The sequence below is a fragment of the Pseudomonas sp. PMCC200344 genome (assembly GCF_030053095.1).
Classification (GTDB): Bacteria; Pseudomonadota; Gammaproteobacteria; order Pseudomonadales; family Pseudomonadaceae; genus Aquipseudomonas; species Aquipseudomonas svalbardensis.
This window is the reverse complement of sequence record NZ_CP125618.1, coordinates 1,553,423-1,579,862: the sequence shown is the minus strand read 5'-3', so window position 1 is coordinate 1,579,862 and position 26,440 is coordinate 1,553,423. Positions and strand designations below refer to the sequence as shown.

28 protein-coding genes, 1 tRNA gene and 1 pseudogene are annotated in these 26,440 nt (G+C 58.2%); 15 read left to right on the top strand and 15 right to left on the bottom strand.

What is annotated here, in order from left to right; genetic code table 11:
• Window positions 1-24: 24 nt before the first annotated feature.
• The 4 genes from QFW87_RS07170 to rpoE form a co-directional block, all read right to left on the bottom strand.
• Window positions 25-1,452 (bottom strand): DegQ family serine endoprotease, encoded by a 1,428-nt coding sequence (locus tag QFW87_RS07170; protein WP_283190145.1) that lies wholly within the window; start codon window positions 1,450-1,452, stop codon window positions 25-27.
• A gap of 181 nt (window positions 1,453-1,633) precedes the next feature.
• The gene (locus QFW87_RS07165) at window positions 1,634-2,590 is read right to left on the bottom strand and encodes a MucB/RseB C-terminal domain-containing protein (protein WP_283183375.1); all 957 of its coding nucleotides are present in this window, start codon (window positions 2,588-2,590) and stop codon (window positions 1,634-1,636) included.
• Window positions 2,591-2,598: 8 nt separating this feature from the next.
• Window positions 2,599-3,186 carry an RseA family anti-sigma factor gene (locus tag QFW87_RS07160; RefSeq protein WP_283183374.1) on the bottom strand — a complete coding sequence of 196 codons (588 nt, stop codon included), beginning with the start codon at window positions 3,184-3,186 and terminating at the stop codon, window positions 2,599-2,601.
• A gap of 30 nt (window positions 3,187-3,216) precedes the next feature.
• Window positions 3,217-3,798 (bottom strand): RNA polymerase sigma factor RpoE, encoded by a 582-nt coding sequence (gene rpoE / locus QFW87_RS07155; RefSeq protein WP_007944079.1) that lies wholly within the window; start codon window positions 3,796-3,798, stop codon window positions 3,217-3,219.
• Window positions 3,799-4,357: 559 nt separating this feature from the next.
• On the opposite strand from rpoE, the gene nadB reads away from it, so the two are divergent.
• Window positions 4,358-5,974 (top strand): L-aspartate oxidase, encoded by a 1,617-nt coding sequence (nadB, locus tag QFW87_RS07150; protein ID WP_283190144.1) that lies wholly within the window; start codon window positions 4,358-4,360, stop codon window positions 5,972-5,974.
• On the opposite strand, the gene QFW87_RS07145 is transcribed toward nadB, so the two are convergent.
• Both QFW87_RS07145 and QFW87_RS07140 read right to left on the bottom strand, forming a co-directional pair.
• Window positions 5,943-6,395: a protein YgfX gene (locus tag QFW87_RS07145; protein ID WP_283190143.1), complete on the bottom strand. Its 453-nt coding sequence runs from the start codon at window positions 6,393-6,395 to the stop codon at window positions 5,943-5,945. The two genes, nadB and QFW87_RS07145, sit on opposite strands and share 32 nt — an antisense overlap.
• Window positions 6,379-6,633: a succinate dehydrogenase assembly factor 2 gene (locus tag QFW87_RS07140; RefSeq protein ID WP_007944081.1), complete on the bottom strand. Its 255-nt coding sequence runs from the start codon at window positions 6,631-6,633 to the stop codon at window positions 6,379-6,381. Before QFW87_RS07140 ends, QFW87_RS07145 begins: the two co-directional genes overlap by 17 nt.
• A gap of 149 nt (window positions 6,634-6,782) precedes the next feature.
• On the opposite strand from QFW87_RS07140, the gene QFW87_RS07135 reads away from it, so the two are divergent.
• On the top strand, window positions 6,783-7,724 hold the full coding sequence (locus QFW87_RS07135; protein WP_283190142.1) for a folate-binding protein YgfZ: 942 nt from the start codon (window positions 6,783-6,785) through the stop codon (window positions 7,722-7,724).
• A gap of 34 nt (window positions 7,725-7,758) precedes the next feature.
• Window positions 7,759-8,580 carry an HDOD domain-containing protein gene (locus tag QFW87_RS07130; RefSeq protein WP_283183370.1) on the top strand — a complete coding sequence of 274 codons (822 nt, stop codon included), beginning with the start codon at window positions 7,759-7,761 and terminating at the stop codon, window positions 8,578-8,580.
• Between the two features lie 74 nt (window positions 8,581-8,654).
• Here the strand turns inward: QFW87_RS07130 and QFW87_RS07125 are convergent, their stop codons facing one another.
• Both QFW87_RS07125 and QFW87_RS07120 read right to left on the bottom strand, forming a co-directional pair.
• A complete protein-coding gene (locus tag QFW87_RS07125; RefSeq protein ID WP_283190141.1) occupies window positions 8,655-10,043 on the bottom strand; it encodes a sensor histidine kinase in 1,389 nt (462 codons plus the stop codon).
• Window positions 10,036-10,707, bottom strand: a complete 672-nt coding sequence (locus QFW87_RS07120) for a response regulator (protein ID WP_283183368.1) — start codon at window positions 10,705-10,707, stop codon at window positions 10,036-10,038. The genes QFW87_RS07125 and QFW87_RS07120 overlap by 8 nt, the downstream gene beginning before the upstream one ends.
• Before the next feature lie 234 nt (window positions 10,708-10,941).
• On the opposite strand from QFW87_RS07120, the gene QFW87_RS07115 reads away from it, so the two are divergent.
• From QFW87_RS07115 to QFW87_RS07095, 5 genes are read left to right on the top strand one after another with little or no spacing between them, the layout of a single operon-like run.
• Window positions 10,942-12,234: an OprD family porin gene (locus QFW87_RS07115; protein ID WP_283190140.1), complete on the top strand. Its 1,293-nt coding sequence runs from the start codon at window positions 10,942-10,944 to the stop codon at window positions 12,232-12,234.
• Window positions 12,235-12,273: 39 nt separating this feature from the next.
• On the top strand, window positions 12,274-13,251 hold the full coding sequence (locus QFW87_RS07110) for a tripartite tricarboxylate transporter substrate binding protein (protein ID WP_283190139.1): 978 nt from the start codon (window positions 12,274-12,276) through the stop codon (window positions 13,249-13,251).
• 58 nt (window positions 13,252-13,309) lie between these two features.
• Window positions 13,310-13,768, top strand: a complete 459-nt coding sequence (locus tag QFW87_RS07105; protein ID WP_283183365.1) for a tripartite tricarboxylate transporter TctB family protein — start codon at window positions 13,310-13,312, stop codon at window positions 13,766-13,768.
• 1 nt (window position 13,769) lies between these two features.
• Complete coding sequence (locus QFW87_RS07100; RefSeq protein WP_283183364.1) at window positions 13,770-15,284, top strand: tripartite tricarboxylate transporter permease; 1,515 nt, start codon at window positions 13,770-13,772, stop codon at window positions 15,282-15,284.
• A complete protein-coding gene (locus QFW87_RS07095; protein WP_283183363.1) occupies window positions 15,277-16,317 on the top strand; it encodes an AbrB family transcriptional regulator in 1,041 nt (346 codons plus the stop codon). The genes QFW87_RS07100 and QFW87_RS07095 overlap by 8 nt, the downstream gene beginning before the upstream one ends.
• A 90-nt stretch (window positions 16,318-16,407) precedes the next feature.
• On the opposite strand, the gene ung is transcribed toward QFW87_RS07095, so the two are convergent.
• A complete protein-coding gene (gene ung, locus QFW87_RS07090; protein ID WP_283190138.1) occupies window positions 16,408-17,100 on the bottom strand; it encodes a uracil-DNA glycosylase in 693 nt (230 codons plus the stop codon).
• A 132-nt stretch (window positions 17,101-17,232) separates the two neighbouring features.
• On the opposite strand from ung, the gene QFW87_RS07085 reads away from it, so the two are divergent.
• Window positions 17,233-18,336 (top strand): enoyl-CoA hydratase/isomerase family protein, encoded by a 1,104-nt coding sequence (locus QFW87_RS07085; protein WP_283190137.1) that lies wholly within the window; start codon window positions 17,233-17,235, stop codon window positions 18,334-18,336.
• 60 nt (window positions 18,337-18,396) lie between these two features.
• On the opposite strand, the gene QFW87_RS07080 is transcribed toward QFW87_RS07085, so the two are convergent.
• Together QFW87_RS07080 and QFW87_RS29825 are read right to left on the bottom strand one after the other, a co-directional pair.
• Entirely contained in the window at window positions 18,397-18,879 is a 483-nt protein-coding gene (locus tag QFW87_RS07080) for a hypothetical protein (protein ID WP_283183360.1), read from the bottom strand.
• 167 nt (window positions 18,880-19,046) lie between these two features.
• Window positions 19,047-19,283 carry a hypothetical protein gene (locus tag QFW87_RS29825; RefSeq protein ID WP_349294112.1) on the bottom strand — a complete coding sequence of 79 codons (237 nt, stop codon included), beginning with the start codon at window positions 19,281-19,283 and terminating at the stop codon, window positions 19,047-19,049.
• Here QFW87_RS29825 and QFW87_RS07075 point away from each other — a divergent pair.
• From QFW87_RS07075 to QFW87_RS07050, 6 genes and pseudogenes are all read left to right on the top strand, one after another.
• Window positions 19,239-19,595 (top strand): annotated as a pseudogene (locus QFW87_RS07075) (GGDEF domain-containing protein); the annotation flags it as partial. The gene QFW87_RS29825 and the pseudogene QFW87_RS07075 sit on opposite strands and share 45 nt — an antisense overlap.
• 6 nt (window positions 19,596-19,601) lie before the next feature.
• Window positions 19,602-19,796 carry a cysteine-rich CWC family protein gene (locus tag QFW87_RS07070; protein WP_008153014.1) on the top strand — a complete coding sequence of 65 codons (195 nt, stop codon included), beginning with the start codon at window positions 19,602-19,604 and terminating at the stop codon, window positions 19,794-19,796.
• A 56-nt stretch (window positions 19,797-19,852) separates the two neighbouring features.
• Complete coding sequence (locus QFW87_RS07065) at window positions 19,853-20,545, top strand: pseudouridine synthase (RefSeq protein ID WP_283190136.1); 693 nt, start codon at window positions 19,853-19,855, stop codon at window positions 20,543-20,545.
• Between the two features lie 313 nt (window positions 20,546-20,858).
• A complete protein-coding gene (locus QFW87_RS07060) occupies window positions 20,859-21,743 on the top strand; it encodes an alpha/beta hydrolase (RefSeq protein WP_283183357.1) in 885 nt (294 codons plus the stop codon).
• Between the two features lie 182 nt (window positions 21,744-21,925).
• A tRNA-Gly gene (locus QFW87_RS07055) sits at window positions 21,926-21,999 on the top strand.
• A 292-nt stretch (window positions 22,000-22,291) separates the two neighbouring features.
• On the top strand, window positions 22,292-22,852 hold the full coding sequence (locus QFW87_RS07050; protein ID WP_283183346.1) for a magnesium transporter: 561 nt from the start codon (window positions 22,292-22,294) through the stop codon (window positions 22,850-22,852).
• A gap of 32 nt (window positions 22,853-22,884) precedes the next feature.
• Here the strand turns inward: QFW87_RS07050 and QFW87_RS07045 are convergent, their stop codons facing one another.
• The 4 genes from QFW87_RS07045 to ctaD are packed head-to-tail and all read right to left on the bottom strand — an operon-like array spanning window position 22,885 to window position 26,400.
• Window positions 22,885-23,202: a cytochrome C oxidase subunit IV family protein gene (locus tag QFW87_RS07045; protein WP_283190135.1), complete on the bottom strand. Its 318-nt coding sequence runs from the start codon at window positions 23,200-23,202 to the stop codon at window positions 22,885-22,887.
• A gap of 13 nt (window positions 23,203-23,215) precedes the next feature.
• On the bottom strand, window positions 23,216-23,929 hold the full coding sequence (locus tag QFW87_RS07040) for a heme-copper oxidase subunit III family protein (protein ID WP_283183348.1): 714 nt from the start codon (window positions 23,927-23,929) through the stop codon (window positions 23,216-23,218).
• 6 nt (window positions 23,930-23,935) lie between these two features.
• Window positions 23,936-24,628, bottom strand: coding sequence for a cytochrome c oxidase subunit 3 (locus QFW87_RS07035; protein ID WP_283190134.1), 693 nt, complete (start codon window positions 24,626-24,628; stop codon window positions 23,936-23,938).
• Window positions 24,625-26,400, bottom strand: coding sequence for a cytochrome c oxidase subunit I (gene ctaD, locus QFW87_RS07030; RefSeq protein WP_283184529.1), 1,776 nt, complete (start codon window positions 26,398-26,400; stop codon window positions 24,625-24,627). The genes QFW87_RS07035 and ctaD overlap by 4 nt, the downstream gene beginning before the upstream one ends.
• Between the last annotated feature and the right edge of the window lie 40 nt (window positions 26,401-26,440).

Below are 26,440 nucleotides of genomic sequence, written 5' to 3'. Positions count from 1 at the left end.
CGGTTTTTTTAGCCAACAACCGGATTATTCAGCCAGTTTGAAGGTGATGAAGCTGGCGCGTCCTTGACGCAGAACCCGCATCGACACCGAGCGGTTCTTCGGCAGTGCCTTGGCGATATCCGTGAACTCCTTGGTGGAACCGATTGCCTGATTATTCAGGTGAGTGATCACATCGCCTGGCTGCAGGCCAATCAGAGAAGCAGGACCGTCCTGGACTTCCTTGATGACGACACCGCCTTTGAGGTCGTAGGTTTTCTTCTGTTCATCAGTCAGCTCGACCACGGAAACACCCAGGCGGTTGCTGCTGCGCTCGGTGGTGGATTTCGGCAGCGCATCCAGCTCTTTGCCTTCTTCCGGGATAGCACCAACAGTCAGCTCGACATTCTTGCGCTTGCCTTCACGAATCACTTCCAGATCAGCTTTCGAGCCGGCCTTCAGCGCGCCCACCAGATGCGGCAGATCGGCGGACATGACGATCGGTTGGCCGTTCATGGTCAGGATCACATCACCTACTTGCAGGCCACCCTTGGCAGCCGGGCCGTCATCCTGGATCTGAGCCACCAGCGCGCCGGCGGGCTTATCCAGACCGAACGACTCGGCCAGGTCCTTGTTCACTTCCTGAATCACCACACCCAACCAGCCACGGCTGACTTTGCCACCGCTTTTGAGCTGATTGGAAACGTCCATGGCTACGTCGATTGGGATCGCGAACGACACGCCCATGAAGCCGCCGGAACGGGTGTAGATCTGCGAGTTGATGCCAACCACTTCACCGGCCAAATTGAACAGCGGACCACCAGAGTTACCCGGGTTGATCGGCACGTCGGTCTGGATGAACGGAACATAGTTTTCGTTCGGCAGGCTGCGACCGATGGCACTGACGATACCTTGAGTCACGGTATGGTCGAAACCGAATGGCGAGCCAATAGCCACGACCCACTGGCCGGCTTTCAGATCCTGGGATTTGCCGAGTTTCAGGACCGGCAGATCCTTGCCTTCGATTTTCAACAGCGCCACGTCGGAGCGTGGATCGGTGCCGATCAGCTTGGCCTTCAATTCGCTGCGGTCGGCGAGACGAACGAGAATTTCGTCGGCGTCGGCGATTACATGGTTGTTGGTCAGGATGTAGCCATCAGGCGAGATGATGAAGCCCGAACCCAGAGATTGGGCTTCACGCTGACGATCACCGCGGGGCGTACGCGGCTGTGGCGGCATACCGCGCTCGAAGAACTCGCGCAACATGGGCGGCAAGCCTTCAAGGTCGGGCATCTGCTCGTTCACTTTGCGATCCGGCAGTTTCTGCGTGGTACTGATGTTCACCACCGCGGGCGAGGCCTGCTCGACCAACTGTGTGAAGTCAGGCAACTCGGCCGCCTGAACAGCGGCCGCCTGACCAAGCACCAGCACGGTGGCAAAAATAGAGAGATAAGACTTCAAGCGTGGTATCGACATACGGCTCCCGTTACGACGAGCATGGTTAAGCGATATGGAGCAAGGAACACCGGGAACGATACGCCGGTATTTTTGTTCCGGGAACAACAAACAAGGCCAGAGCCGAGGGGCTCTGACCTATAGAAAAAATCGGGGATATTTGCAAGTTGAAATGCTCACCAAACATTTCGATTTCAGCTCACTACTTGGTTGCAGTGGCGTCGCTGCGCATGGATAGCGCAATCCGTTCAGCGGTGCCAATCGGAATCTCACCGACCACGGTCACCATCATCTCGCCTTGCGGGGTAGTCAAGCGTCGGGAAACTGCAACGGTCGGCCCCAACTGGGTGCGAGTGTCAGTAATTGTTGCGCCATTCAACGGCTCAAGGAAAACCGAGAAACGGGCCAGACCATCGTCATACATCAGACTGTTGACTTGGGTTTTGGTCTCTGGATCCTTGCGGGAGGTACTGCTGGTCAGCTCGAAACCAGGTGGTAACCAGTCCGAACGCCATACTTGCGCCGTCTTGATTGCAGAAGCCTTGTTGCTGTCGAGGGCAACCGTTTTGCAATCGGCGCCAGGCTGCAAGTCGCTGTCGGACGGAACATCGGCGGTATCCAGTTGCGTGAACTGGAATCGCTCCAGCAATTGCCCTTTTTCATTCAAAAGCAATGATTTGAGAGGCAGGCCGGTTTCTTTATCCAGATGCAATTCAAAACCGTAGCGGTGCTGATCGCGAGGTGTCAGTGAAACGATTACTGCCGCACGCCCGGCCACACGCGACTTGCCAATGACGGCAAGGTTGTACCAATTCTTTAGTTTTTGTGGATCGAGTGTACGAGCAGCGGAGCTGGAGGAATCTCCAAGCCCTGCTATCAGAATGCCGCTAACGCATTGAGTACGCCCATCAATACGCACGACTTCCTGTGCCGAGCCGTCGAGCTGGAGTAACCGCTCGCGGACCTTGCCATCCTGGACGCGGTGCCAGATGTTGTGGGTAGAAAAACTACCGTTACGCTCGTAGACGAATGTACCGTGAAAGCTTTGCTGTTGCTCGGCTTGGCCCAGACGGGTCAACCAGTCCTGGGCTTCATCAGCATGGGCTGGAACAACAAACCAGCCACCGAGCAGAAGCGTAAGTAGAGGGATGGCGCGCATGATCCTCCTTAACGGTTTTCCAGACTTGCTGCACGAGCGTAAGGCAGAGCGCTCTCAGTACCTTTCAGTGCAGCCTGTTGAGCATGTTGGCGCAAGTAGCCTGGCAGACGCTGATCGTGCCAGCCTGGCTGACCTTGCAATACGCCGTTGGCCATAGGGCCAGTGGCTTCCGAACTCTCATTGTAGCCTGCTAATACAGCTGGACCCTTGACCTGAGGAACGGCCAGACCTGGTTGACTGGATTGTTGAGCCAGTTCGACCCCAGCGATCTCGTCCTGGTTATACAGACGAACACCTGCCAGTACGGCGAGGGTTACCGAAGCAGCGACCGCCAGACGACCCAGGCTGCGCCACGGACCACGGGTGGTTTTTGCAGGTACGGCTTCGTCAGCCAGCGCAGCAGAGACTGCCGCAGCGATATCCAGACGTGGAAGCAGCAAATCCTTGTGCATAACTGCCCGAGCGATTTGATAACGAGCCCAGGTATCACGGGTTTCAACATCGTCAAAGGCATTCAATACCCGACGCAATTCCAATTCGTCCGCTTCGTTATCCATCACTGCGGACAGCGATTCCTGCAGGGCTTCACGACTCATGGCGTTCCTCTCTTGGCTGTCGCCGCTGTCTCAGTTTTCCTGCAACAACGGCTGCAGGGCTTTATCGATGGCTTCCCGAGCGCGGAAAATCCGGGAGCGCACGGTACCCACCGGACATTGCATGACGGCCGCAATGTCCTCGTAACTCAGACCATCGAATTCACGTAAAGTTAAAGCCGTACGCAAATCTTCTGGCAGTTGCTGAATGGTTCGATGGACGGTGCCTTCGATCTCATCCCGCAGCAATGCACGTTCTGGCGACTCGAGATCCTTGAGGCCATGATCGCCATCGTAGAACTCTGCATCCTCGGAACTGACATCGCTATCCGGCGGCCGACGGCCGCGTGAAACCAGATAGTTTTTCGCCGTGTTAATGGCGATGCGGTAAAGCCACGTATAAAACGCGCTGTCCCCGCGAAAATTTCCAAGTGCACGGTACGCCTTGATAAAGGCTTCCTGCGCCACATCCTGGGCTTCATGGGTGTCGTGCACGAAACGCACGATCAACCCGAGAATTTTGTGCTGGTATTTCAGCACTAGCAGATCGAAAGCTCGCTTGTCGCCGCGCTGAACGCGTTCGACCAGCTGCTGATCCTCTTCCTGGGTTAGCATGAACTCTCCTCGATAAGCTCGGAGGAGGCTTGCATAACTAAACAACCAGACTTGCAAACATAGACTCGGGCTTTTCGCAAAAGTTCTCCCCCTCCAAGCAAGTTTCCTGCGGGCTCTGATTTGGCACGCACGAAAAGCGCAGCGCGGGTCAACCCGGCTGCGCGAATAATCTTGTCATCGGATTCGCCGGCAAGGATCAAATCACAGATCCCGCGTTGAAGCCGACACTGTCCCTTGAATCAGGCAACGGTCTATTGATCTTGGGCCTTTGGCAAAAGTTCCAAATACTTATAGCTGCGCACGACTGACATTGTGCAACCGTGAATAGAAAAAGACTGTTAAATCGTTGATACAGTCGTCTTGTCGCCGAACCGGCCGAAAAACCATCCGACGAAGCGTCAGGTATTTTCCGTCACAGTAGTTTCACAATGCCATGTGTGCTCGCTATTGTGCCGCTCCCCCCCTCTATATACTAGTGGGCTGTGTGGCTGTCTTGACTCGCCGATCCCAGGTGTCTTGCGCCAACCCCGACCCGGGTCGCTTTGAGCGGAATCCTGAAATGAGCCAACAGTTTCAACACGATGTTCTGGTAATTGGCAGCGGTGCTGCCGGCTTGAGCCTTGCGCTGACCTTGCCCGGTCATTTGCGCATCGCCGTACTGAGCAAAGGCGACCTCGCCAATGGCTCGACTTTCTGGGCCCAGGGTGGCGTCGCCGCCGTCCTGGATGACACCGACACCGTTGAATCACATGTCGATGACACCCTCAATGCCGGCGGCGGCCTGTGCCACGAAGACGCTGTGCGCTTTACCGTCGAGCACAGTAAAGAGGCGATTCAATGGCTGATCGACCAAGGTGTGCCCTTCACCCGCGATGAACAGTCCGGCACCGAAGATGGTGGATTCGAGTTTCACCTGACCCGCGAAGGCGGTCACAGCCATCGGCGCATCATTCATGCCGCCGATGCCACGGGCGCAGCGATTTTCAGAACCTTGCTCGACAAGGCCAGGCAACGACCGAACATCGAACTGCTGGAGCAGAGGGTCGCGGTCGACCTGATCACCGAAAAGCGCCTGGGCCTCGAAGGTGATCGCTGCCTCGGCGCCTATGTCCTCAATCGCGGGACCGGTGAAGTCGACACCTACGGCGCTCGTTTCGTGATCCTCGCATCGGGCGGCGCAGCAAAGGTCTATCTCTATACCAGCAACCCCGATGGCGCCTGCGGTGACGGCATTGCCATGGCCTGGCGTTCGGGCTGCCGGGTGGCGAATCTGGAATTCAACCAGTTCCACCCCACTTGCCTGTATCACCCGCAAGCCAAGAGTTTCCTGATCACCGAAGCCCTGCGCGGCGAAGGCGCACACCTGAAGCTGCCCAACGGCGAACGCTTCATGCAACGCTTCGACCCTCGCGCCGAGCTGGCCCCGCGCGACATCGTCGCCCGGGCCATCGACCATGAAATGAAGCGCCTGGGCGTCGATTGTGTCTATCTGGACATCAGCCACAAGCCGGAAGCGTTCATCAAGACTCACTTCCCGACGGTGTACGAACGCTGCCTCGAATTCTCCATCGACATCACCAAGCAACCGATTCCGGTGGTTCCGGCGGCGCACTACACGTGCGGCGGCGTGATGGTCGATCAGCAGGGTCGCACCGACGTGCCGGGACTATATGCCATTGGCGAAACCAGCTTCACCGGCCTGCACGGCGCCAACCGCATGGCCAGCAACTCGTTACTCGAGTGTTTCGTTTACGCGCGCTCGGCGGCGGCGGACATTCTTGAGCAGCTGCCGCAGGTTTCGATTCCGATCGCTCTGCCCGTCTGGGATGCGAGCCAGGTCACCGACTCCGATGAGGACGTAATCATTGCGCACAACTGGGACGAACTGCGGCGATTCATGTGGGACTACGTCGGTATTGTGCGCACCAACAAGCGCTTGCAACGGGCACAGCACCGCGTGCGTCTGTTGCTGGATGAAATCGACGAGTTCTACAGCAACTACAAGGTCAGTCGGGATTTGATCGAACTGCGTAACCTGGCCCAAGTGGCCGAGCTGATGATTCAGTCAGCCATGGAACGCAAGGAGAGTCGCGGCCTGCATTACACCCTCGACTATCCGAACATGCTACCGGTTGCCCTGGACACTATTCTGGTGCCGCCCACCTACGTCGACTGAACGTGAGCCGAACCCGCAGGCGCCGGTGCAGATCCGCCGCCTGCGAGTCGCGGGGAACGCAGATTGATCTGACCCGCCGCTCGTCTCGCAGTCGAAAACGCAGCACCACAATCAATGGCAATGCCAAGCTGTCCGGTCGCAACTGCACTGGCTGCCAAGCTGCTGCCTGATTCCACAACTGCCAGCCATCGGCATCGCGACGCAAGCCGCGAAATGCCTCAGGATGCGTCAGCAGAATATGCCTCGGCAACGCCCAACAGCCGTGAACCACGCACAGCACAACGCCGAGCAGACTGGCCCAGACCGGTATAGACAGAAGGAACAGCGAGCCCATCGCGAACAGCTGGGCCAGAAGATACGCCGCCAGCAATTGCCGTGAGGCATGCCAGCGGCATTCGAACGCATTACTTGGGCTGGACACGATCCAGGATCATGCGAACCATGCGTTGAAGCTCCGGATCTTCCGATTCGGCGCGTTCCATGAACCAGCCGAACATGTCCTGATCTTCGCATTCGAGCAGCTTGCGGTAGCAATCGCGGTCGACATCATTGAGGTGCGGATAGACCTCTTTCACGAACGGCACCAGCAACACGTCAAGCTCAAGCATGCCGCGGCGGCTGTGCCAGTAGAGGCGATTCAGTTCAACATCTTCGACCATGGAGCGCTCCTCAAATAGGCGGCAAGTATACATTCCCAGTCAGAGTCGGGCACTCGGCTTTGGTCGGGCACCAACGATCTTTTGTGAACTACCCATTTCAAGAGCGCCCCCTTATGATGTCCCCCAGACTCTTTACCCTGCGATGACCCATGGCCGATTCTGCTTTTTTCTGCACCCTGTCTCACGAAGGCGTTCTCGCAGTACGCGGCGCGGATGCCGGCAAATTCCTGCAAGGCCAATTGACCTGCAACCTCAATTACCTGAGTGACACCCAGGCCAGCCTCGGCGCCCGCTGCACGCAGAAAGGCCGGATGCAGTCGAGTTTCCGCATCCTGCTGGAAGGCGACGGCGTTCTGATGGCCATGGCCACCGAATTGCTGGAACCGCAACTGGCGGACCTGAAAAAGTACGCGGTGTTTTCCAAATCCAAACTGACCGACGAAAGCGCCGCCTGGGTCCGCTTCGGCATCGACCATGGCGATGCGGCACTCATCAGCCTCGGTCTTGAGCTGCCGGCCGACACCGACAGCGTCGCGCGCAATGACGGTTTGATCGCCATTCGCGTCTCGCCGGACCGCGCCGAACTCTGGGTCGCCGCCGACCAGGCCGAGCTTATCAAGGGCAAGCTGTCCGCCGTATTGGCCGAAGGCGATCTGAATCAATGGCTGTTGGGCCAGATCCGCGCAGGGATCGGTCAGGTCATGTCGAGCACTCGCGAGTTGTTCATCCCGCAGATGCTCAATCTGCAAGCCGTGGGTGGCGTGAGCTTCAAGAAAGGTTGCTACACCGGCCAGGAAATCGTCGCGCGCATGCAGTACCTGGGCAAACTCAAGCGCCGCTTGTATCGCCTGAAACTGGGTGCCAGCGAATTGCCTGAATCTGGCACACAATTGTTCTCCCCTACCCACGGCAGCTCTATCGGCGAAGTGGTGCTGGCCGCCAACGCCGGGCAAAACATTGAACTCCTGGCCGTGCTGCAAGCCGAAGCAGCAGAAGGGGGTGATATCCATCTGGGCGCGCTCGAAGGGCCAGCCCTGCACCTGCTTGACCTGCCTTACCAACTGGATCGCGATCGCGAAATCCAGCGTTAACAGCAGCATTTGTCGCAATACCTAGAGAAACGAAATGAGCGAGCTGGCGGAAAAGGTCCAACAGGATTTGGTTGAGGCCATCGATAACGATGACCTGGTTCTGCCAACGTTACCGGAAGTGGCCCTGCAGATTCGCAAGGCCGCTGAAGACCCGGAAATCAGTGTCAGCACCCTGAGCAAAGTGATCGGCCGCGATACCGCGCTGTCGGCGCGGCTGATCAAAGTGGTCAATAGCCCGCTGTTGCGCGCGACCCAGGAAGTCACTGATCTGCACACGGCAATCACTCGATTGGGCATCAATTACAGCAGCAACCTGGCCATCGGTCTGGTCATGGAACAGATTTTCCATGCCCGCTCCGAGGTGGTAGAACAAAAAATGCGCGATGTCTGGCGCAAAAGCCTGGAAATCGCCGGGATCAGCTATGCATTGTGCCGTAGATACACGCAACTCAAGCCCGACCAGGCAGCCCTTGGCGGACTGGTGCATCAGATCGGTGTGTTGCCGATCCTGACCTACGCCGAAGATCACTATGAACTGCTGGCTGACCCGGTCAGCCTCAACCATGTGATCGATCACATTCATCCACTGCTCGGCGACAAACTGCTCAGGGTCTGGGACTTTCCGGAGATGCTGGTACAGGTGCCGGGGCTTTATCTGGACTTCAATCGACAGTCCGAGCGGGTCGACTATGTCGATCTGGTGCAGGTGGCCAGCCTGTATTGCCACAAGGACACCGACCATCCCCTCGCGCGCATCGACGCATTCAGCGTGCCGGCATTCAAAAAGCTGGGGATTGATCCGGAGAACGAGGCGATGTGCCGCGATCTGGAAGAGTCGCGGTCGATGTTCTATTAGTCGAGAGACCGTGTCGCACCCATCGTCGGAACGCCGCCCGGAGCAAGCTCACGATGGGGCCATAACAAACACCATCACTCTCCCGCAATAAAACTCACCCGCACCTTCAACCCGGCCTGCTCTCCATCGTGCAGGCTGATTTGAGCCAGGTGCGCGCGGCAGATCTCGCCAACAATCGCCAGCCCCAACCCCGAACCGGCCACCTGCTGGTTACGCCGGTAAAAGCGCTCGAACACCCGATCGCGCTCTTCAAGAGGAATGCCCGGGCCGTCGTCCTCGACCTCCAACACCGCCGGTGCCGTGACCCGAAGAATGACGTTGCCACCCGACGGCGTATGGGCCAGAGCGTTATCCACCAGATTGCTCAACAGTTCGTTCAACAGCGTTGGCTCGCCGCGCAACCACACCGGTTCGTCCGCTTCCAGCGCCAGCGCCACACCGCGTGCGTGGGCCAGCGGCGCCATGGCCATGCCGAGTTCACGAGCCAGCTGACTGAGGTCAAGCAACTGCGCCCCGCCCTCGGCGATGGCCCGTGCACCATTTTCGACCCGTGCCAGCGAGAGCAATTGATTGGCAAGGTGGGTCAGACGATCCGTGCCTTGGGCGGCGATTTCCAACGTATTGCGCCAGGTTTCAGGTTCGGTCGAGCGCAAACCCAGTTCCAGTCGTGCCTTGAGCGCCGCCAGGGGAGTACGCAGTTCATGGGCGGCATCGGCGATGAACTGCGCCTGACGCTCGAACTGCCCGCGCAGGCGCTCGGTGAAGTGATTGAGCGCCCGCACCAGTGGCCATAATTCGTGCTGCACTTCCACCAACGGCAATGGCCGCAGATCGTCCGGCTGACGCTCTTCCACCGCGGTGCGCAAGCGTTCCAGCGGACGCAACGCGGCGCTGACCGCAAACCAAACCAACAACAACGCACCGATCGCCAGCATGCCCAGACGCAGTAACGTGTCCGCTGCCAGGCTGCGGGCCATGCTGACCCGCGCCTCATCGGTTTCCGCCACGCGGATTTCCGCCATGCCGTTCATGTTAGGCTCGCTCACGGGTTTGAGCAGGCTCACCACGCGTACGTTCTGCCCTTGGTACTTGGCGTTATAGAAACGCGCCAACGCTGGATAGTCATCAGTGCGAGGCGTTCCCGGCGGTGGTGGCGGCAGATTTTCGTAGCCCGAGATCAGCTTCTGATTGATGTCGTTGACCAGGTAAAAAATCCGTCCCGCACTGTCGTAGGCGAAGGTGTCGAGGGCCACGTACGGCACGTCGGCGCTCAGCGTGCCGTCGCGCTGGGAGACGCCCGCAGCGATGGTCCTCGCAGAGGCCAGCAAGGTCCGGTCATAGGCGGTGTCGGCCGCTTCGCGACCGTTCCAGTAAGCGCTCAAACCACTGGCCAACATCAACACCACCAGCAACAACGCCAGATTCCACAGCAACCGCCAGCGCAGGCTGCTGGGCTTATGCATCGCGGCTTTCCAGCAAGTAGCCGAGACCGCGGAAGGTCACGATGACGACCGGTTGGCCGTCTAGCTTTTTGCGCAGGCGATGGACATAGATCTCGATGGCGTCGGGGCTGGCCTCTTCGTCCAGTCCGAATACTTGCGAGGCCAGTTGTTCCTTGCTCATCACCCGGCCAGGTCGGGCGATCAGGGCTTCGAGCACTGCCTGCTCGCGGGAGGTCAGGGTCAGCAACTCTTCACCGAGGGTGAAGCGCCGAGTGTCCAGGTCATAGGTCAGCACACCGCAGCGCTGCTGGCGCTCACCACCGAGCACACTGCGGCGCAGCAAGGCTTTGACCCGGGCTTCGAGTTCGGTCAGTTCGAAAGGTTTGGCCAGGTAATCGTCAGCGCCGAGGTTCAGGCCGTGGACCCGATCCTTGACGTCGCTGCGAGCGGTCAACATCAACACCGGCAGGTTCTTGCCCCGCGCCCGCAGGCGCGCCAGCACTTCGAAGCCATCCATGCGCGGCAGGCCGACGTCGAGGATCGCCATGGCGTATTCCTCGCTGCTCAACGCCAGGTCCGCCGCCACACCGTCGTGCAGCACATCCACGGTCAGCCCGGTGCTCTTGAGCGCCTGGGCGACACTTTCGGCGAGCTGCAGATGGTCTTCGACGAGCAGAACACGCATGGATCTTTACCTCATTCAGGGATGGTCGACGCCATTCTTTGGCGCGGAGTTTACAGCCGCAACCGCCGCTGTGAAGCCCGAAAACCGTGAAAGTCTTCTGAAAGGTTAGCGAAAGGTTGGCCGGTTAGAGTCCAGCCACGGACAGTTTCGACTGCCCGTCGCTACCGCACATAGCGTACGAAAAACGCCTCGAAGCGTTTTCGCCAATAAGAACAATAAACGGAGTACTTCAAGATGCTGTCCATGCAGCTACAGGCTTGCCCGCCTGCTCGCTTTTCCCGCCTCAGCCACACCGCCCTTGCCAGTGCCGCCGCCCTCGCCGGCTTTTCGCCGTTGAGTCAGGCTGCCTTCTTCGAAGACAGTACGGCAACCTTCGAAACCCGCAACATGTATTTCAACCGCGACTTTCGCGACGGTACCAGCGCCCAGCAATCCAAGCGGGACGAATGGGCTCAGGGGTTCATGCTCAACCTGCAATCGGGTTACACCGACGGCACCGTGGGGTTCGGTGTCGATGCGCTGGGCATGCTGGGGGTCAAACTCGATTCGAGTCCCGACCGCACCGGCACCGGCCTGCTGCCAACCCATGACGACGGCCGCGCGGCCGATGAGTACTCCAAGCTTGGCTTGACCGGCAAAGTGAAAATCTCCGCCACGGAACTTAAAATCGGCAGCCTGATTCCGGAACTGCCGATCCTCAAGCCCAACGACGGGCGCATCCTGCCGCAGACCTTCGAAGGCGGCCTGCTGACCTCCAAAGAGATCAAGAACCTGACCTTCACCGGCGGGCGCCTGGAGAAAGCCAAGGACCGCGACAGCACCGACTTCGAGGACATCGCCCTCAACAACAAGAACAGCCGCTTCGCCGGCACTGCAGCCGGCAAGCATTTCGACTTTGGCGGCCTGGACTACAAGTTCACCGACAAAATCACCGGCAGCTACCACTTCGCGCAACTTGATGAAGTCTACAACCAGCACTTCCTCGGTGTTGTCGCTTCGCAACCGTTCGGCCCCGGCACTTTCGGCACCGATCTGCGCCTTGCCGTCAGTGATGATCAGGGCGCGGCCCGTGGCGGCAAGATCGACAACAAATCCCTCAACGGCTTGGTGAGCTACGCCTTGAATGGGCATAAATTCAGCGCCGGCTATCAGCACATGTCCGGCGACAGCGCGTTCCCTTATGTCGATGGCAGTGACCCGTACCTGGTCAACTTCGTTCAGATCAACGACTTTGCCGGCGCCGAAGAACGTTCCTGGCAGGCACGTTACGACTTTGACTTCGCCAAGCTTGGGGTTCCCGGCCTGAGTTTCATGAGCCGTTACCTGAGCGGTGACAACATCAAGCTCAAGAACGGTGACGAAGGCAAAGAGTGGGAGCGCAACACCGAAATCAAATACGTCGTACAAAGCGGCGCGCTCAAGGATGTCGCCGTGCGCCTGCGCAATGCCACTTACCGTTCCAACTACTCCGCTCGCGATGCCGATGAAGTGCGTCTGCTGGTGAGCTATAGCGTTGCCCTTTGGTAATTCAGTAAACCTATAACAACAACTCCCAAGGAGACTTGAATGAACTTATCACTGCGTAAAGTTGCTCTCACCGCCAGCGCCCTGCTGTTCGCCGGCCAACTGCTCGCTGAACCCAAACGTCCGGAATGCATCGCCCCGGCCTCGCCCGGCGGCGGTTTCGACCTGACCTGCAAACTGGCGCAAAGCGCGCTGGTGAATCAGAAACTGCTGACCAAACCGATGCGCGTGACCTACATGCCCGGCGGTGTTGGCGCGGTGGCGTACAACGCGGTGGTCGCTCAGCGTCCGGCCGACGCTGGCACGCTGGTAGCGTGGTCCAGCGGCTCGCTGCTGAACCTGGCCCAAGGCAAGTTCGGTCGTTTCGATGAAAACGCCGTGCGCTGGCTGGCGGCGGTTGGAACAAGCTACGGCGCCATCGCAGTGAAAAGCGATTCGCCTTACAAGACCCTGGACGATCTGGTTCAAGCGCTGAAGAAAGATCCGAGCAAAGTGGTGATCGGCTCCGGCGGCACCGTCGGCAGTCAGGACTGGATGCAGACCGCCCTGATTGCCAAGGCTGCCGGGATCAACCCGCGCGACCTGCGTTACGTCGCCCTCGAAGGCGGCGGTGAAATCGCCACCGCCCTGCTCGGCGGTCACATCCAGGTCGGCAGCACCGACATCTCCGACTCCATGCCGCACATCCAGAGCGGTGACATGCGCCTGCTGGCCGTGTTCTCCGAGAAGCGTCTGGACGAGCCGGAAATGAAAGACATTCCGACCGCCAAAGAACAAGGCTACGACATTGTCTGGCCAGTGGTTCGCGGCTTCTACCTCGGGCCAAAGGTTAGTGACGAAGACTACGCCTGGTGGAAAGACGCTTTCGACAAGCTGCTGGCTTCTGAAGAGTTCGCCAAGCTGCGCGATCAACGTGAGCTCTTCCCGTTCGCCATGACCGGCCCGGAGCTGGACACCTACGTGAAGAAGCAGGTTGCGGACTACAAAGTGCTGGCCAAAGAGTTCGGCCTGATTCAGTGATCGCCTCTGTCTAGCGGCTGCGGCCCCCTTTTGGAGGGCTGCAGCACAGGAGTTCCCCATGCTCTTACAACGCATTTTTGCTTCGGTGCTGTTGCTGGCCTGTCTCAGCCTGGTGCTGATGGCCTGGCCCTACCAGGCGCCTTTTTCCTACGAACCGATCGGACCACGGGCCTTCCCCCTGTTGATGCTGGGGCTGATGGGGCTGGGGCTGGTTTATATGGTGTATCGCCCTTCGCCGATCAAACACACCGATGAAGATCCGCCGATGGATCGCGAAACCCTGAACAAGATTGGCCTTTGCGTACTGTTGTTGCTGATCTTTGCCGGGCTGTTCGAACCACTGGGTTTCATCCTCAGCAGCATGCTGATTGGCATTCCGATGGCGCGCCTGTACGGCGGACGCTGGTTGCCGAGCGTGGTGATCATCAGCCTGATGAGTATCGGTCTGTACCTGCTGTTCGACAAAGTCATGGACGTGCCACTGCCTCTGGGCCTGCTCGACGTTCTGGAGAACTGATATGGATACGCTTGGTTATTTGAGTCACGGCTTCGGCGTCGCATTGACCCCTTACAACCTGGTGACCGCACTCAGCGGCACGCTGATCGGCACCGTCGTCGGACTGCTCCCCGGCCTGGGTCCGATCAACGGCGTGGCGTTGCTGATCCCGATCGCCTTCGCTCTCGGCCTGCCACCGGAGTCGGCGTTGATCCTGCTGGCCGCGGTTTATCTGGGTTGCGAGTACGGCGGCCGGATCAGTTCGATTCTGCTGAACATTCCGGGCGAAGCCTCCACGGTGATGACCACCCTCGACGGCTACCCGATGGCCCGTCAGGGGATGGCCGGGGTTGCGTTATCGCTTTCGGCGTGGAGTTCCTTCATCGGCGCTTTCATTGCGACCTGCGGGATGGTGGTGTTCGCACCGATTCTGGCGAAGTGGGCGATTGCCTTCGGTCCGGCGGAATATTTCGTACTGATGGTGTTCGCGATTGTCTGCCTCGGCGGCATGGCGGGTGATCGACCGCTCAAGACGTTTATTGCGGCGCTGATCGGTCTGTTCCTGTCGACGGTCGGCATTGATGCCAACAGTGGTGTCTACCGCTTTACCGGTGACAACATCCACCTCACCGATGGCATTCAGTTTGTGGTGCTGGTGCTGGGCCTGTTCTCGATCAGTGAAATCCTCCTGCTGCTGGAAAAAACCCACCGTGGCCAGGAAGCGTTCCAAGCCACCGGCCGGATGATGTTCAACTTTAAGGAGGCCGCGTCGGTGTTCTGGGTGAACATGCGTTGCGGTGTGCTCGGCTTCATCATGGGCGTGCTGCCCGGTGCCGGCGCGACACTGGCCAGCGCCGTGGCTTACATGACCGAGAAACGTATCGCGGGCCCAAGCGGAAAATTCGGACAAGGCGACAAGCGTGGTCTCGCCGCTCCGGAAACCGCCATCGGCGCTGAAGCCTGCGGCGCTCTGGTCCCGATGTTGACGCTGGGTGTTCCGGGTTCGGGCACGACGGCGGTGATGATCGGCGCACTGTCGCTGTACAACATCACCCCTGGCCCTCTGCTGTTTCAACAGCAACCGGACATCGTCTGGGGCCTGATCGCTTCGCTGTTTGTCGCCAACATCATGTTGGTCATCCTCAACATTCCAATGATCCGCATCTTCACCCGCATCCTCGCCGTGCCAAACTGGGCGCTGGTGCCGATGATCGCGATCATTACCGCCATCGGCGTTTTCGCGGTGCACGCCACCACCTTCGACCTGTTCCTGATGATCGGCATCGGCATCTTCGGCTACATTCTGCGTAAGCTGGATTTTCCGTTATCCCCCGTTCTGCTGGGCTTCATCCTCGGAGGCTTGATGGAACAGAACCTGCGCCGAGCCTTGTCGATCTCCAACGGTTCACTGGAGATCCTCTGGTCCAGCGGGATCACCATGGGTGTCTGGGCGTTGATCGCCGTGATGCTGCTGGTGCCGATCCTGCGAATCTGGCGCAAACGTTCGGTCGCCCGGCGCGTTATCGCCGATGTCTGATCGAACACCCTTCAAAGCCTGGTGGGGAACTCCGCTGGTCGGTCTGCTGGGCGGTTACCTGGCCAGCCAGATCGGCTGGCCACTGCCGTGGATGGTCGGCTCGTTGCTGGCGATCATCCTGGTGCGCTGCCTGACACCCTGGCAATTGGCGGAAATCCCTGGCGGCCGCAAGTGCGGCCAGTGGATTGTCGGCATCGGCATCGGCCTGCACTTCACCCCGGTGGTGATGGAGCAGGTCCTGAGCCACTTCGGTCTGATCTTCTTCGGTGCGTTGGTTACCAGCCTGTCGGCCGTAGTCGGGGTCTGGTTGATGCGGCGCACCGGTGAAGATCGCGCCACCGCGTTCTTTTCCAGCATGCCCGGCGGCTCCGGGGAGATGGTCAACCTCGGCGCGCGTAACGGCGCGGTGCTCAGTCGTGTTGCGGCGGGGCAAAGTCTGCGGGTGTTGGTGGTGGTGCTGTGTGTGCCGGCGGCGTTCAAGTATTTGTTGGGTGATGGTGCACCGCTGTCCCATGCCACGGTCGTTGATTGGCGCTGGCTGGCGATTCTGTTCCCGGCGGGCGCCCTCGCCGCCTGGCTATGGGAGCGTCTGCGGCAACCCAATCCGTGGTTGTTCGGACCGTTGTTGGTGAGTGCGGCGGTGAGCATTGGTTGGGACCTGCACATCGGTTTGCCCAACGGCGGCAGCCAGATCGGCCAATGGCTGATTGGCAGCGGGTTGGGGTGTCACTTCAATCGGCAGTTTTTCCGGCGTGCGCCTTCTTTTATGGGACGAACCTTGATCGGCACGGTGCTGACTATGTTGATCGCCACGCTGGCGGCATTGGGGTTGAGTGCGCTGACGCATTTGGATTTGCGTTCGCTGACCTTGGGCATGATGCCCGGCGGGATTGCGGAGATGAGCCTGACGGCAGAGACGTTGCAATTGTCGGTGCCGCTGGTGACGGCGATGCAGGTGATGCGGCTGTTGTTTGTATTGTTTCTGGCGGAGCCGTTGTTCAAGTATTGGAATCGGGTGCCGGATTCTGTCTGAAAGACCGGGTCGCCCCCTTCGCGAGCAGGCTCGCTCCCACAGGGTGTGGGAGCGAGCCTGCTCGCGAAGGGGGCCAACTCGGTCAACGCATCAAACTGGCGGCAATCGCCATTCGATCGGTGTCTCGCCATTCTGCTCCAGATACTTATTGGTTCGACTGAAGTGCCCGCACCCGAGAAAGCCACGATAGGCGGACAGCGGTGACGGATGCACCGACGTCAGCACCAGATGCTTGGTGGCATCGATCAGTTTCTGCTTGCTCTGGGCATGCGCGCCCCACAGCAGGAACACCAGATGTGGCTGGTGTTCGCTGACCACTTCGATAATCCGATCGGTAAAGTGTTGCCAGCCTTTGCCCGCATGGGCGTTGGCGTTGGCGCGTTCCACGGTCATGGTGGTGTTGATCATCAGCACGCCCTGGTCAGCCCAGCTTTGCAGGCAACCGTGGGGCGGGATGTCGATGTTCAGATCGCGTTTCAACTCTTTATAGATGTTCACCAGCGACGGCGGCGCCGGTACGCCCGGTTGCACCGAAAAGCACAAGCCATGGGCCTGTCCCGGACCGTGGTACGGGTCCTGGCCGAGAATGACGACTTTGACTTTATCCAGCGGCGTCGAATTGAGCGCGTTGAAAATCATCGGTCCTGGAGGGTAGATTTCCTTGCCTGCCGCGCGCTCCTCTTGCAGGAAGTCGCGCAACTCTGCCATGTAGGGCTGGTCGAATTCGGCACGCAGTGCCTCCTTCCAGCTCGGTTCGAGTTTGATACGGTCGTCAGCAGTCATGGTTACATCCGGCAAAAACAATGGGGCGAACCCTAGGAAAGCCCATCACGCTTGTCAATTGATCTGACGCAGATCCGGCACTTTCCTGTACAGCGATCATACTGAACGCTCAAATTCCCGATCGAGGTCACGATGAATCTGCACTTCGAAGAACTCACTGGCACCGACGGCGCACGCATCGGAGTCGCCAGCCTGGATGCCGAAAAGTCCCTCAATGCCCTGTCCTTGCCGATGATCAACGCCTTGCGCGATCAACTGGACGCCTGGGCCAAAGAGCCGCAAATCGTCTGCGTCGTGTTGCGCGGCAACGGTGCCAAAGCCTTTTGCGCTGGTGGAGAAGTCCGCAGCCTGGTGGAAGCCTGTCGCGCCCATCCCGGCGAAGTGCCGCCGCTGGCCGCGCATTTCTTTGCGGCGGAATATCGCCTGGACTTCAATCTGCACACTTACCCAAAACCGCTGATCTGCTGGGGGCATGGTTATGTGCTCGGCGGCGGCATGGGGCTGCTGCAAGGGGCGGGCATCCGGATTGTTACGCCGAGCAGCCGGTTGGCGATGCCGGAGATCAGTATCGGTTTGTACCCGGATGTCGGGGCCAGTTGGTTTCTGTCGCGCCTGCCCGGCAAGCTCGGATTGTTTCTCGGCCTGACCGGCGCCCATATGAACGGTCGCGATGCGATCGATCTCGACTTGGCCGACCGTTTCCTGCTCGATGAACAGCAGGGAGAGCTGATGGAAGGCCTGCTGCAGTTGAACTGGCAGGAACAGACGCCGATGCAGCTGAACAGTCTGCTCAAGGCCTTGCAGCAGGAAGCGCTCGCGCAAATGCCTGAAGCCCAGTGGCTACCGCGACGCCAGCAGATCGATGAGCTGCTGGATGTCAGTGACGTACGCTGCGCCTGGAAGGCCATCAGCCAGCTGCGCGACAACACGGATTTGCTGCTCAGCCGTGCTGCGAAAACCATGAGCGAAGGCTCGCCCCTGACCGCTCATCTGGTGTGGGAACAGATCGCCCGCGCCCGGCACATGTCGCTGGCTCAAGTCTTTCAGATGGAATACACCATGAGCCTCAACTGTTGCCGTCATCCGGAGTTCAGCGAAGGTGTGCGCGCACGGTTGATCGACAAGGATCAAAAACCGCATTGGCACTGGCCAGACATCAATAACCTGCCGGATGCAGTGGTAGACGCGCATTTCCACAAGGCCTGGGAAGGCCGGCATCCTCTGGCCGATTTGTAGGAATACTGAAATCCGGGCATAAAAAAGCGGCGCTTCATGCGCCGCTTTTTTCATGAGTGTTTAACGGTGGCCGCCTCGGCCATCGTGATCACCGCGACCGTTGTGGTCGCCCCTTCCGCCACGGTTGTCGCGTCCGCCATGACCGCCACGATAGTCGTTGTTTCCACCGCGGTTACGGCCGTCCCAACCGCCACGGTTATCGCCATCCCAGCCGCCACGTTTATGGCCATCCCAGCCGCGATTCTGATGAGCCCGGTAATCGGCTCGTGGCGACGACTGGTAATAACGTGGTGCCGGTTGATAAACCCGCGGTTGGTGATAATACCGCGGCGTTGGCTGGTAATACCGCGCTGGCGGGGCGTAGTACCGGCGTGGTTGCGTGTAATAACCGCCGCCACCTGAGTAGTAAGGCCCGCCACCGGAATAATAGGCTGGCGAGGTATAGACCTCGGAACTGTAGTAGCTGGCTCCTCCATCGGAATAAGGCACGCATGCACCAAGTGACAATCCCAATACAGCAATCAGAAGAATTCGCAGATACATGGCGGCCTCCTGGACCGCGAGTGAGCCACACCAGCGACGCTGGCAGGCGACAGTCAATTATTCGGTGACTGTCGAAAGATCAGACATCGTTTTCCAAATCTGGTGCGTTCGCGAAACAGATTGAAACAAGTCGCCGATGAAAGGTTTTTCATCCATTCATCCGCTGATTAGTGGTGACCACCACGATATCCACCTCTGTAATAACGTGGCGAATGCCCGCCCCAATAGTAGTAGCGATAGCCGCCATAAAAGCGCGGTCCGTGGTAATAGCGCGGTCCGTAATAGTAGGGATAGGGTGAGTAGCCGGGGTAGTAATAAGGCGCGGAATACACCTCGTAGCCACCGGCATAGTAGTAGCAGGTCACCTTGCCGGCGATCAGGTATTGATCGGCTTTGCACGGGATCTGAAGAGCTGTCTGCGGCACTCCGACATCGTCTGCCGTTGGGGCGGGGAGGAATTTATCGTGCTGCTCAAGGACACTGACGGTGAGACCGGTCTGATGGTCGCCGAGAAAATTCGTCAGCATGTCGAGCAACAGCGTTATGCCTACAACGATAAGGCCTTGCAGTTGACCGTAAGCATCGGCCTGACCACCCTGCAGACCGATGACACCTTGCACACGCTGCTCTCGAGAGCGGATCATGCGATGTACCGGGCCAAGCAAGCCGGCCGTAACCGCACCTGCGTGGAAATGCCTCACTCCAGTTATGAATAACCCTACATGAATAAGCCAGATTTCTGCCCGGCGTGCGGCGCCTCCAATGACTGCACTCTGGCCGACCCGCGAACTGCCGATCGGGCCTGCTGGTGCTACGGCGTCAGCATCGACCCGGCGGTACTCGAAGCGCTGCCGCCCGAACTGCGCGACAAATCCTGTTTGTGCCCACGCTGCGCGCAAGTCGAGGCGCAGCTGTAAGCAACCGCACAACCGATCACGTAAGATACGCGCCCCTTTCCTACCGATCCCTCGTCATGCGCATTGACCGTTTCCTCAGCAACCTGCCGCGCTTCAACCGTAAGCAGGTGCGTCTGTTGCTGGTGGAAAAGCGCGTCAGGATCGACGGAAAAGTTGTCAGCGACCCTCACGCCGACGTACTGGAATTCAGCCGCGTGGAAGTCGACGATGAGCGGCTGCAAGTCGGCAAGCCTGCACGCTACTTCATGCTGCACAAACCGTCTGGCTGCGTCAGTGCCACCCGCGATCCGCAACACCCGACCGTGCTCGACCTGATCCATGAGCCGGACAAGGAGGACCTGCACATCGCCGGGCGCCTGGACTTCAACACCACCGGCCTGATGCTGATCACCAATGATGGCAGCTGGTCGCGCCGCCTGACCCAACCGCAGACCAAACTGCCCAAGGTCTACTACGTCGAGACCGAGCAAGAGATTGGCCCGGAATACGCATTGAAATTCACCGAAGGCCTGTACTTCGCCTTCGAAGACCTCACCACCCAACCCGCCGAGATGGCCGTACTCGGACCAACATCCGCACGACTGAGCATCGTCGAGGGCCGTTATCATCAGGTGAAGCGGATGTTCGGCCATTTCGACAACAAGGTGCTGCGCCTGCACCGCGAAAGCATGGGCCCGCTGGTGCTCGACAGTGCCCTGAAACCGGGCGAGTACCGCGCATTACGCACCGAAGAGATTCAATTGATCTAAGCAGGCGACCGCTCAGCAGAAGTTGTCGAACAATTTACCAAAGATACTTGCGCGATGACGTGACCCCTGCTTGAATCAGGACGTCGGCCGAAATGTGACCGATGAGTCACAACATGCTTCCAAGAAACTTTTTGCCGGTAGAGAACCCTCAGGTTCCGCCTTCCCCCGGCAGACTGCCCGCCAATAACAATACCCGTCGACCGGACTGCAATGGATCGACATGGGCCTTTCAAATTCCAGGCGTATGCCTACCTGTCACAAAGCTCGTGCAATCTGATTTGCACGCATACCCGCTTGCCAGGAGTCTTATGACATGAGGCCAGAAATCGCTGTGCTGGATATACAGGGTCAGTATCGGGTTTACACGGAGTTCTATCGCGCAGATGCCGCAGAGAAGACCATTATTTTGGTCAACGGCTCGATGGCCACGACTGCGTCGTTTGCACAAACCGTGAAAAACCTTCATCCGCAGTTCAATGTGGTCTGCTACGACCAGCCCTACGCGGGCAGGTCCAAAGCCCACAATGTGCACGAAAAAATGCTGACCAAGGAAATCGAAGGGCAGATCCTCCTGGAGCTGATCGACCACTTCGGGGCCGAACACGTGCTGTCGTTTTCCTGGGGTGGCGCCGCGACCCTGGTCGCCCTGGCCCAACAGCCACGACGCATCGAAAAAGCCGTGATCAGCTCGTTCTCCCCGGAGATCAACTCGCACATGCTCGATTACCTCGAGCGCGGCGTCGATTACCTCGGCAGTCGGGACGGGGACCGGGTCGGCAACCTGGTGAACAGCACCATCGGCAAACACCTGCCGACGCTGTTCAAGCGTTTCAATTATCGCCACGTCAGCTCTTTGGCCGAGCATGAATACGGGCAGATGCATTTCCACATCAGCGATCTGCTGCACAGTGATCGCCAGTGCTTTTTCAAAGCCGCGGAGAAAATCAACGTGCCGGTGCTGTTCATGAACGGCGAATGGGACGAGTACACCGCTGCCGACGGCGCTCAACTGTTCGCCAACCACGTGCAACACGCTACTTTCACCACCCTGCAGGCCACCGGCCACTTTCTCGACATGGAACACAAAGCCGCTTGCCGAGACAGCCGCAACGCACTGTTAGGTTTCCTGAAACCGGCGCAACACGTCAGCCGACCGCGTTACCACTACGTCCAGGACCAGCATGCATTGGCCATCTGAAACAGAGTCATCGCGAGCAAGCTTCGCCCCGCAGCGTTAAACGCATTTCTGTAGGAGCGAGGCTTGCCCGCGAACGACCGTTACGCGGTGCATGGTTGTGTTTCACCCGGCGATAAAGCCATCGCGCGCAAAGAAAAACTTCATTTCCACGCGCACATCTGGTACAAAGTCAGCCGCTCTGAGCGGGTGTCGTATAATGGCATTACTCCAGCTTCCCAAGCTGATAACGAGGGTTCGATTCCCTTCACCCGCTCCAATCGAATTTTGGTCTCACGTCAGGAGGGTTTTGACGGGAGATGCAGGAACACAAAAACCGGTCCGTTGTGGCCGGTTTTTTTGTGCCCGGGATTTTGGGGCCGGGGAACCTGCCGGGAGCATCAGACCGCATGCTTCCCGTCCCCATGCCTGAATGATATGCAGTGCTATACTTTTTTATGGCTTGAATGAAGCGCCCAACGTGCCCTCGGGTACTGATACCGACTGCAAATCTCGACTGGCAGCTGCAAGACAAAGGAGGTCTACGGCAAGCACGAGATGGGAGGTGTGGCATGAATCGACACTATTACATCAGCAACAATCTCGACGATCTTGAAGCCGTTGAAAACGAGCTGGAAGCCAGCGGTATCAATCCCGAACAAATTCATGTGCTCAGCGAACACGTTGCCGATGTTGAACAACATCACCTTCACGAAGTTAATTCGTTAATGGAACAGGATGTTGTCCACTCTGGCGAAATTGGTGCAGTGATCGGTGTGCCACTCGCGGCGCTGGTTCTTGGCGGCGCCTATTGGCTGGGCTGGACCGAATCCGCCGCAGGTTGGATGCCTTTTATCTTTCTTGCCATTGTTGTATGTGGCTTCTGCATCTGGGAAGGCGGTTTTTTTGGTATCCAGGTGCCAAACACTCACTTTCGCAGTTTTAAACAGGTGGTAGCAGAGGGAAAACATATTTTCTTCGTAGATGTCGAGCCGGATCAGGAGTCGGTATTGGATGGGGTTATCGAACATCATCCAATGCTGGAGATCGCCGGTACGGGAACGGCCGCCCCCCACTGGACAGTCGCCTGGCAGCATAAATGGCATCAGTTCAAGCGAGTGATATCGGGTTAGCCCCTGGAGACTGAAGGCCATCCAGACGCTGCTTATTGGCCGAAGGAAATGATCCGGCTGAGGAAAACATAGTCCGCCTCGGTGGCCATCAGCCCGACAAGTACCAGCAAACACAACGGTGGCACGAGTATGGCGTAGACCATGGCCAACCGTTCCCAGGCCATATGCATGAAGATGGAGACAATTAAACCTGCCTTCAACAACATGAACGTGATAATCAGGGACCACCGAAGGTAGCCGTGGAAGTGAAAATAGTCGACAAGGTACGACAGCGTGCTGAGGACGAATAAAAGCCCCCAGATTTTAAGGTACAAACTGATTGGATGTTGCTGACCTTGAGCATGTGCCATCACCCGTGCTCCTCTACCATAAATAGAAGAAAGCAAAAATAAACACCCACACCAAATCCACGAAGTGCCAGTAAAGCCCGGCTATCTCGACGTTCTGATAGTTTCCGGAGCGCTCATAATCTCCCCGAAATACTTTCATCGCCACAATGCTGAGGTAGATGACGCCGATTGACACATGCAGTCCGTGGAACCCGGTAATCATGAAAAAGCTGGCACCAAACTGCGCCGCCCCCATAGGGTTCCCCCAGGGTCGCACCCCTTCTGCGATGAGCTTGCTCCATTCGAATGCCTGCATGCCGACGAAGGCCACACCCAAGGCAGCGGTGGCCAGCATCAGGGCAGCGGTTTTCGCACGATCACGGCGATAGGCGAAATTGACTGCCATGGCCATGGTGCCGCTGCTACTGATCAGCACAAAGGTCATGATGGCGATCAAAATAAGTGGGATCGCCTGACCGCCGATCGTCAATGCGAACACTTCACTGGGGTTCGGCCAGGCGGTGGTAATGGTCATGCGTACCGACATGTAGCCGGTTAAAAAACAGGTGAATATAAAAGTATCGCTGAGCAGGAATATCCACATCATCGCCTTGCCCCAAGAGACCTGCTTGAAAGCCTCCTTATCCGAGGACCAGTCGCTGGCGATGCCCTGCCATCCCGGTGATGGCGGTGAGTCTGGTGGATTGGATGAACTGGACTCGCCTGGGGCAAGTGGGTGCGATGCCATGGCTTTTCACCTCAGGCCGCAGAATCTGGCGATCGCTTCATAGGTTTGCGGCGTGCTGGTCAGCAAAGCGAATAGCACGAACCAAAGACCCAGTAAGTAATGCCAATAGATGGCACACAGCTCTACGCTGGCGCTGAGTTGCGGCAACGGCACGCGATGCAGGAATTTTGCAACGATTATGCCCCAGGCTATCAGCCCGCCCAGCAGGTGGAGCGCATGCAGGCCGGTCAACAGGTAGAAGAAGCTGTTGGCCGGATTGCTGGCGAGAAAGTAGCCCCAGGCGACAAACTGCTGCCAGACCCAGATCTGTCCCGCCAGAAAAGCAATGGCGAATACGCCCCCCAATGCAAACCCAATCACAGTTGCACCCAGTCGAGCCTGTCGGGCGGCCATGCGCGACCACTGCAGTGCGACGCAACTGAGTACCAGAAAAGCCGAATTCAGCCATAACTGCCAGAGATTGGCTAACGGTGCCAAGGGCTCTGTCAGGGGTAGCCAGTCGGTCATTTGTGAGCGGGCGATAAAGGCGAGCAAGAAGAGAAAGAATAACGAACTCACCACGACCAGAAATAAGCGCAGGCCTATTCTTGCGGTTTGGTTTCGATCGGCACCCTCGCCGGCCTGAATACCCTCCGGATCGCGATTCCAGCTGCCGCCGGGGTCAGCGCCGTCGGCGTTTCTCAATAGCAACCTGCTCATGTTTTAACGTCCGCTATCTTGGTTCCGGCACTCAGTTGCCGCATCTGCTCCAGCTCCTCGGCGGAGACTGTTTGCGGAACGAAATCCTGTTCTATCCCCGGCACACTGTAGTCATAGGCCCAGCGATGCACGACCGGCAGCTTCGCTCCCCAGTTACCGTGTATCGGCGGGGTGTTCGGCGTTTGCCATTCCAGACTGGCCGCACCCCAGGGATTACTGCCTGCGGGTTTGCCTTTAAACGCACTCCAGGCCAGGTTAAACAGGAACAGCAGCTGGGAAACGCCGACGGCCAATGCGACCACCGTAATAAAAGCATTCAAATCTTGCGCCGACTGCGGGATGAACGCGTAGTTTTCATAGGCGTAGTAACGGCGTGGCATGCCCTGGAAACCCAGGTAGTGCATGGGGAAGAAGATGGCGTAGGTGCCCAGGAAGGTAATCCAGAAATGCAGCTTGCCCAGGGTGTCGTTCAACATGCGCCCGGTTACTTTCGGGAACCAATGATAAATGCCGCCGAACACCACCAGTACCGGTGCAACCCCCATGACCATATGAAAATGGGCTACGACGAAATAGGTGTCGGAGAGCGGAATATCCACGATCACATTGCCCAGAAACAAGCCGGTCAGACCGCCGACCAGGAAAGTGACGATAAAGGCCAGGGCAAACAGCATCGGCACGGTCAGATGAATGTCGCCGCGCCACAGGGTCAGCACCCAGTTGTAGACTTTCAGTGCGGTCGGCACCGCGATGATCAAGGTGGTGACGGCGAAGAAAAAGCCAAAGTACGGGTTCATTCCGCTGACATACATATGGTGCGCCCAGACCACAAAACTGAGTACGCCAATTGCAATAATGGCCCACACCATCATTCGGTAGCCGAAGATATTTTTACGCGCATGCGTGCTGATCAAGTCGGAGACCAAACCAAACGCCGGGAGAGCAACGATGTAGACCTCCGGGTGGCCGAAGAACCAGAACAGGTGCTGGAATAATATCGGGCTGCCACCCTGGTGATCGAGCTGCTGCCCCAGCGAGATCATCGCCGGCATAAAGAAGCTGGTGCCCAACAGCTTGTCAAACAGCATCATGACCGCACTGACAAATAACGCCGGGAAAGCCAACAAGGCCATGATCGAGGCCATGAAGATTCCCCATACGGAGAGCGGCATGCGAAACAATGTCATCCCGTGCGTGCGCGCCTGCAACACCGTGGTCACGTAGTTCAACCCGCCCATGGTGGCTGCGACAATAAAAATCGCCAGTGAGACGAGCATCAGGACGATGCCCCACTCGACCCCCGGTGTCCCCTGAGAAATGGACTGTGGCGGATAGAGCGTCCAGCCCGCACCGGTGGGACCGCCCGGTACAAAGAAACTGGCGAGCAACACCACTACCGCCAGCAGGTAGAACCAGTAACTCAGCATGTTGACATAGGGGAACACCATGTCGCGGGCGCCCACCATCAGCGGGATCAGATAATTACCGAAGCCCCCCAGAAACAAGGCCGTCAGCAAATAAATGACCATGATCATGCCGTGCATGGTCATCGCCTGATAGTAAGCACTGGCGTCCATGAACGCCAAACTACCGGGGAAGCCTATCTGTATGCGCATCAAGCCGGACAACACCACGGCGATAACGCCCACGAATATAGCCGTCAAGGAATATTGAATGGCGATGACCTTGTGGTCCTGACTCCAGATATATTTGGTCAGGAAGCTTTTAGGTTCGTGTAGCGCTTCTGTTTCGGCTTGCTCCGCATAGGCCATCACGTCATCCTCCTGTTCGAAGTTTCGGTGCATTCCTGGC

Coding starts and splice junctions, on each gene's coding strand:
- QFW87_RS07170 (WP_283190145.1), bottom strand. CDS start 1,452: ATGTCGATACCACGCTTGAAGTCTTATCTCTCTATTTTTGCCACCGTG.
- QFW87_RS07165 (WP_283183375.1), bottom strand. CDS start 2,590: ATGCGCGCCATCCCTCTACTTACGCTTCTGCTCGGTGGCTGGTTTGTT.
- QFW87_RS07160 (WP_283183374.1), bottom strand. CDS start 3,186: ATGAGTCGTGAAGCCCTGCAGGAATCGCTGTCCGCAGTGATGGATAAC.
- rpoE (WP_007944079.1), bottom strand. CDS start 3,798: ATGCTAACCCAGGAAGAGGATCAGCAGCTGGTCGAACGCGTTCAGCGC.
- nadB (WP_283190144.1), top strand. CDS start 4,358: ATGAGCCAACAGTTTCAACACGATGTTCTGGTAATTGGCAGCGGTGCT.
- QFW87_RS07140 (WP_007944081.1), bottom strand. CDS start 6,633: ATGGTCGAAGATGTTGAACTGAATCGCCTCTACTGGCACAGCCGCCGC.
- QFW87_RS07135 (WP_283190142.1), top strand. CDS start 6,783: ATGGCCGATTCTGCTTTTTTCTGCACCCTGTCTCACGAAGGCGTTCTC.
- QFW87_RS07130 (WP_283183370.1), top strand. CDS start 7,759: ATGAGCGAGCTGGCGGAAAAGGTCCAACAGGATTTGGTTGAGGCCATC.
- QFW87_RS07125 (WP_283190141.1), bottom strand. CDS start 10,043: ATGCATAAGCCCAGCAGCCTGCGCTGGCGGTTGCTGTGGAATCTGGCG.
- QFW87_RS07120 (WP_283183368.1), bottom strand. CDS start 10,707: ATGCGTGTTCTGCTCGTCGAAGACCATCTGCAGCTCGCCGAAAGTGTC.
- QFW87_RS07115 (WP_283190140.1), top strand. CDS start 10,942: ATGCTGTCCATGCAGCTACAGGCTTGCCCGCCTGCTCGCTTTTCCCGC.
- QFW87_RS07110 (WP_283190139.1), top strand. CDS start 12,274: ATGAACTTATCACTGCGTAAAGTTGCTCTCACCGCCAGCGCCCTGCTG.
- QFW87_RS07105 (WP_283183365.1), top strand. CDS start 13,310: ATGCTCTTACAACGCATTTTTGCTTCGGTGCTGTTGCTGGCCTGTCTC.
- QFW87_RS07100 (WP_283183364.1), top strand. CDS start 13,770: ATGGATACGCTTGGTTATTTGAGTCACGGCTTCGGCGTCGCATTGACC.
- QFW87_RS07095 (WP_283183363.1), top strand. CDS start 15,277: ATGTCTGATCGAACACCCTTCAAAGCCTGGTGGGGAACTCCGCTGGTC.
- ung (WP_283190138.1), bottom strand. CDS start 17,100: ATGACTGCTGACGACCGTATCAAACTCGAACCGAGCTGGAAGGAGGCA.
- QFW87_RS07085 (WP_283190137.1), top strand. CDS start 17,233: ATGAATCTGCACTTCGAAGAACTCACTGGCACCGACGGCGCACGCATC.
- QFW87_RS07080 (WP_283183360.1), bottom strand. CDS start 18,879: ATGTATCTGCGAATTCTTCTGATTGCTGTATTGGGATTGTCACTTGGT.
- QFW87_RS07070 (WP_008153014.1), top strand. CDS start 19,602: ATGAATAAGCCAGATTTCTGCCCGGCGTGCGGCGCCTCCAATGACTGC.
- QFW87_RS07065 (WP_283190136.1), top strand. CDS start 19,853: ATGCGCATTGACCGTTTCCTCAGCAACCTGCCGCGCTTCAACCGTAAG.
- QFW87_RS07060 (WP_283183357.1), top strand. CDS start 20,859: ATGAGGCCAGAAATCGCTGTGCTGGATATACAGGGTCAGTATCGGGTT.
- QFW87_RS07050 (WP_283183346.1), top strand. CDS start 22,292: ATGAATCGACACTATTACATCAGCAACAATCTCGACGATCTTGAAGCC.
- QFW87_RS07045 (WP_283190135.1), bottom strand. CDS start 23,202: ATGGCACATGCTCAAGGTCAGCAACATCCAATCAGTTTGTACCTTAAA.
- QFW87_RS07040 (WP_283183348.1), bottom strand. CDS start 23,929: ATGGCATCGCACCCACTTGCCCCAGGCGAGTCCAGTTCATCCAATCCA.
- QFW87_RS07035 (WP_283190134.1), bottom strand. CDS start 24,628: ATGAGCAGGTTGCTATTGAGAAACGCCGACGGCGCTGACCCCGGCGGC.
- ctaD (WP_283184529.1), bottom strand. CDS start 26,400: ATGGCCTATGCGGAGCAAGCCGAAACAGAAGCGCTACACGAACCTAAA.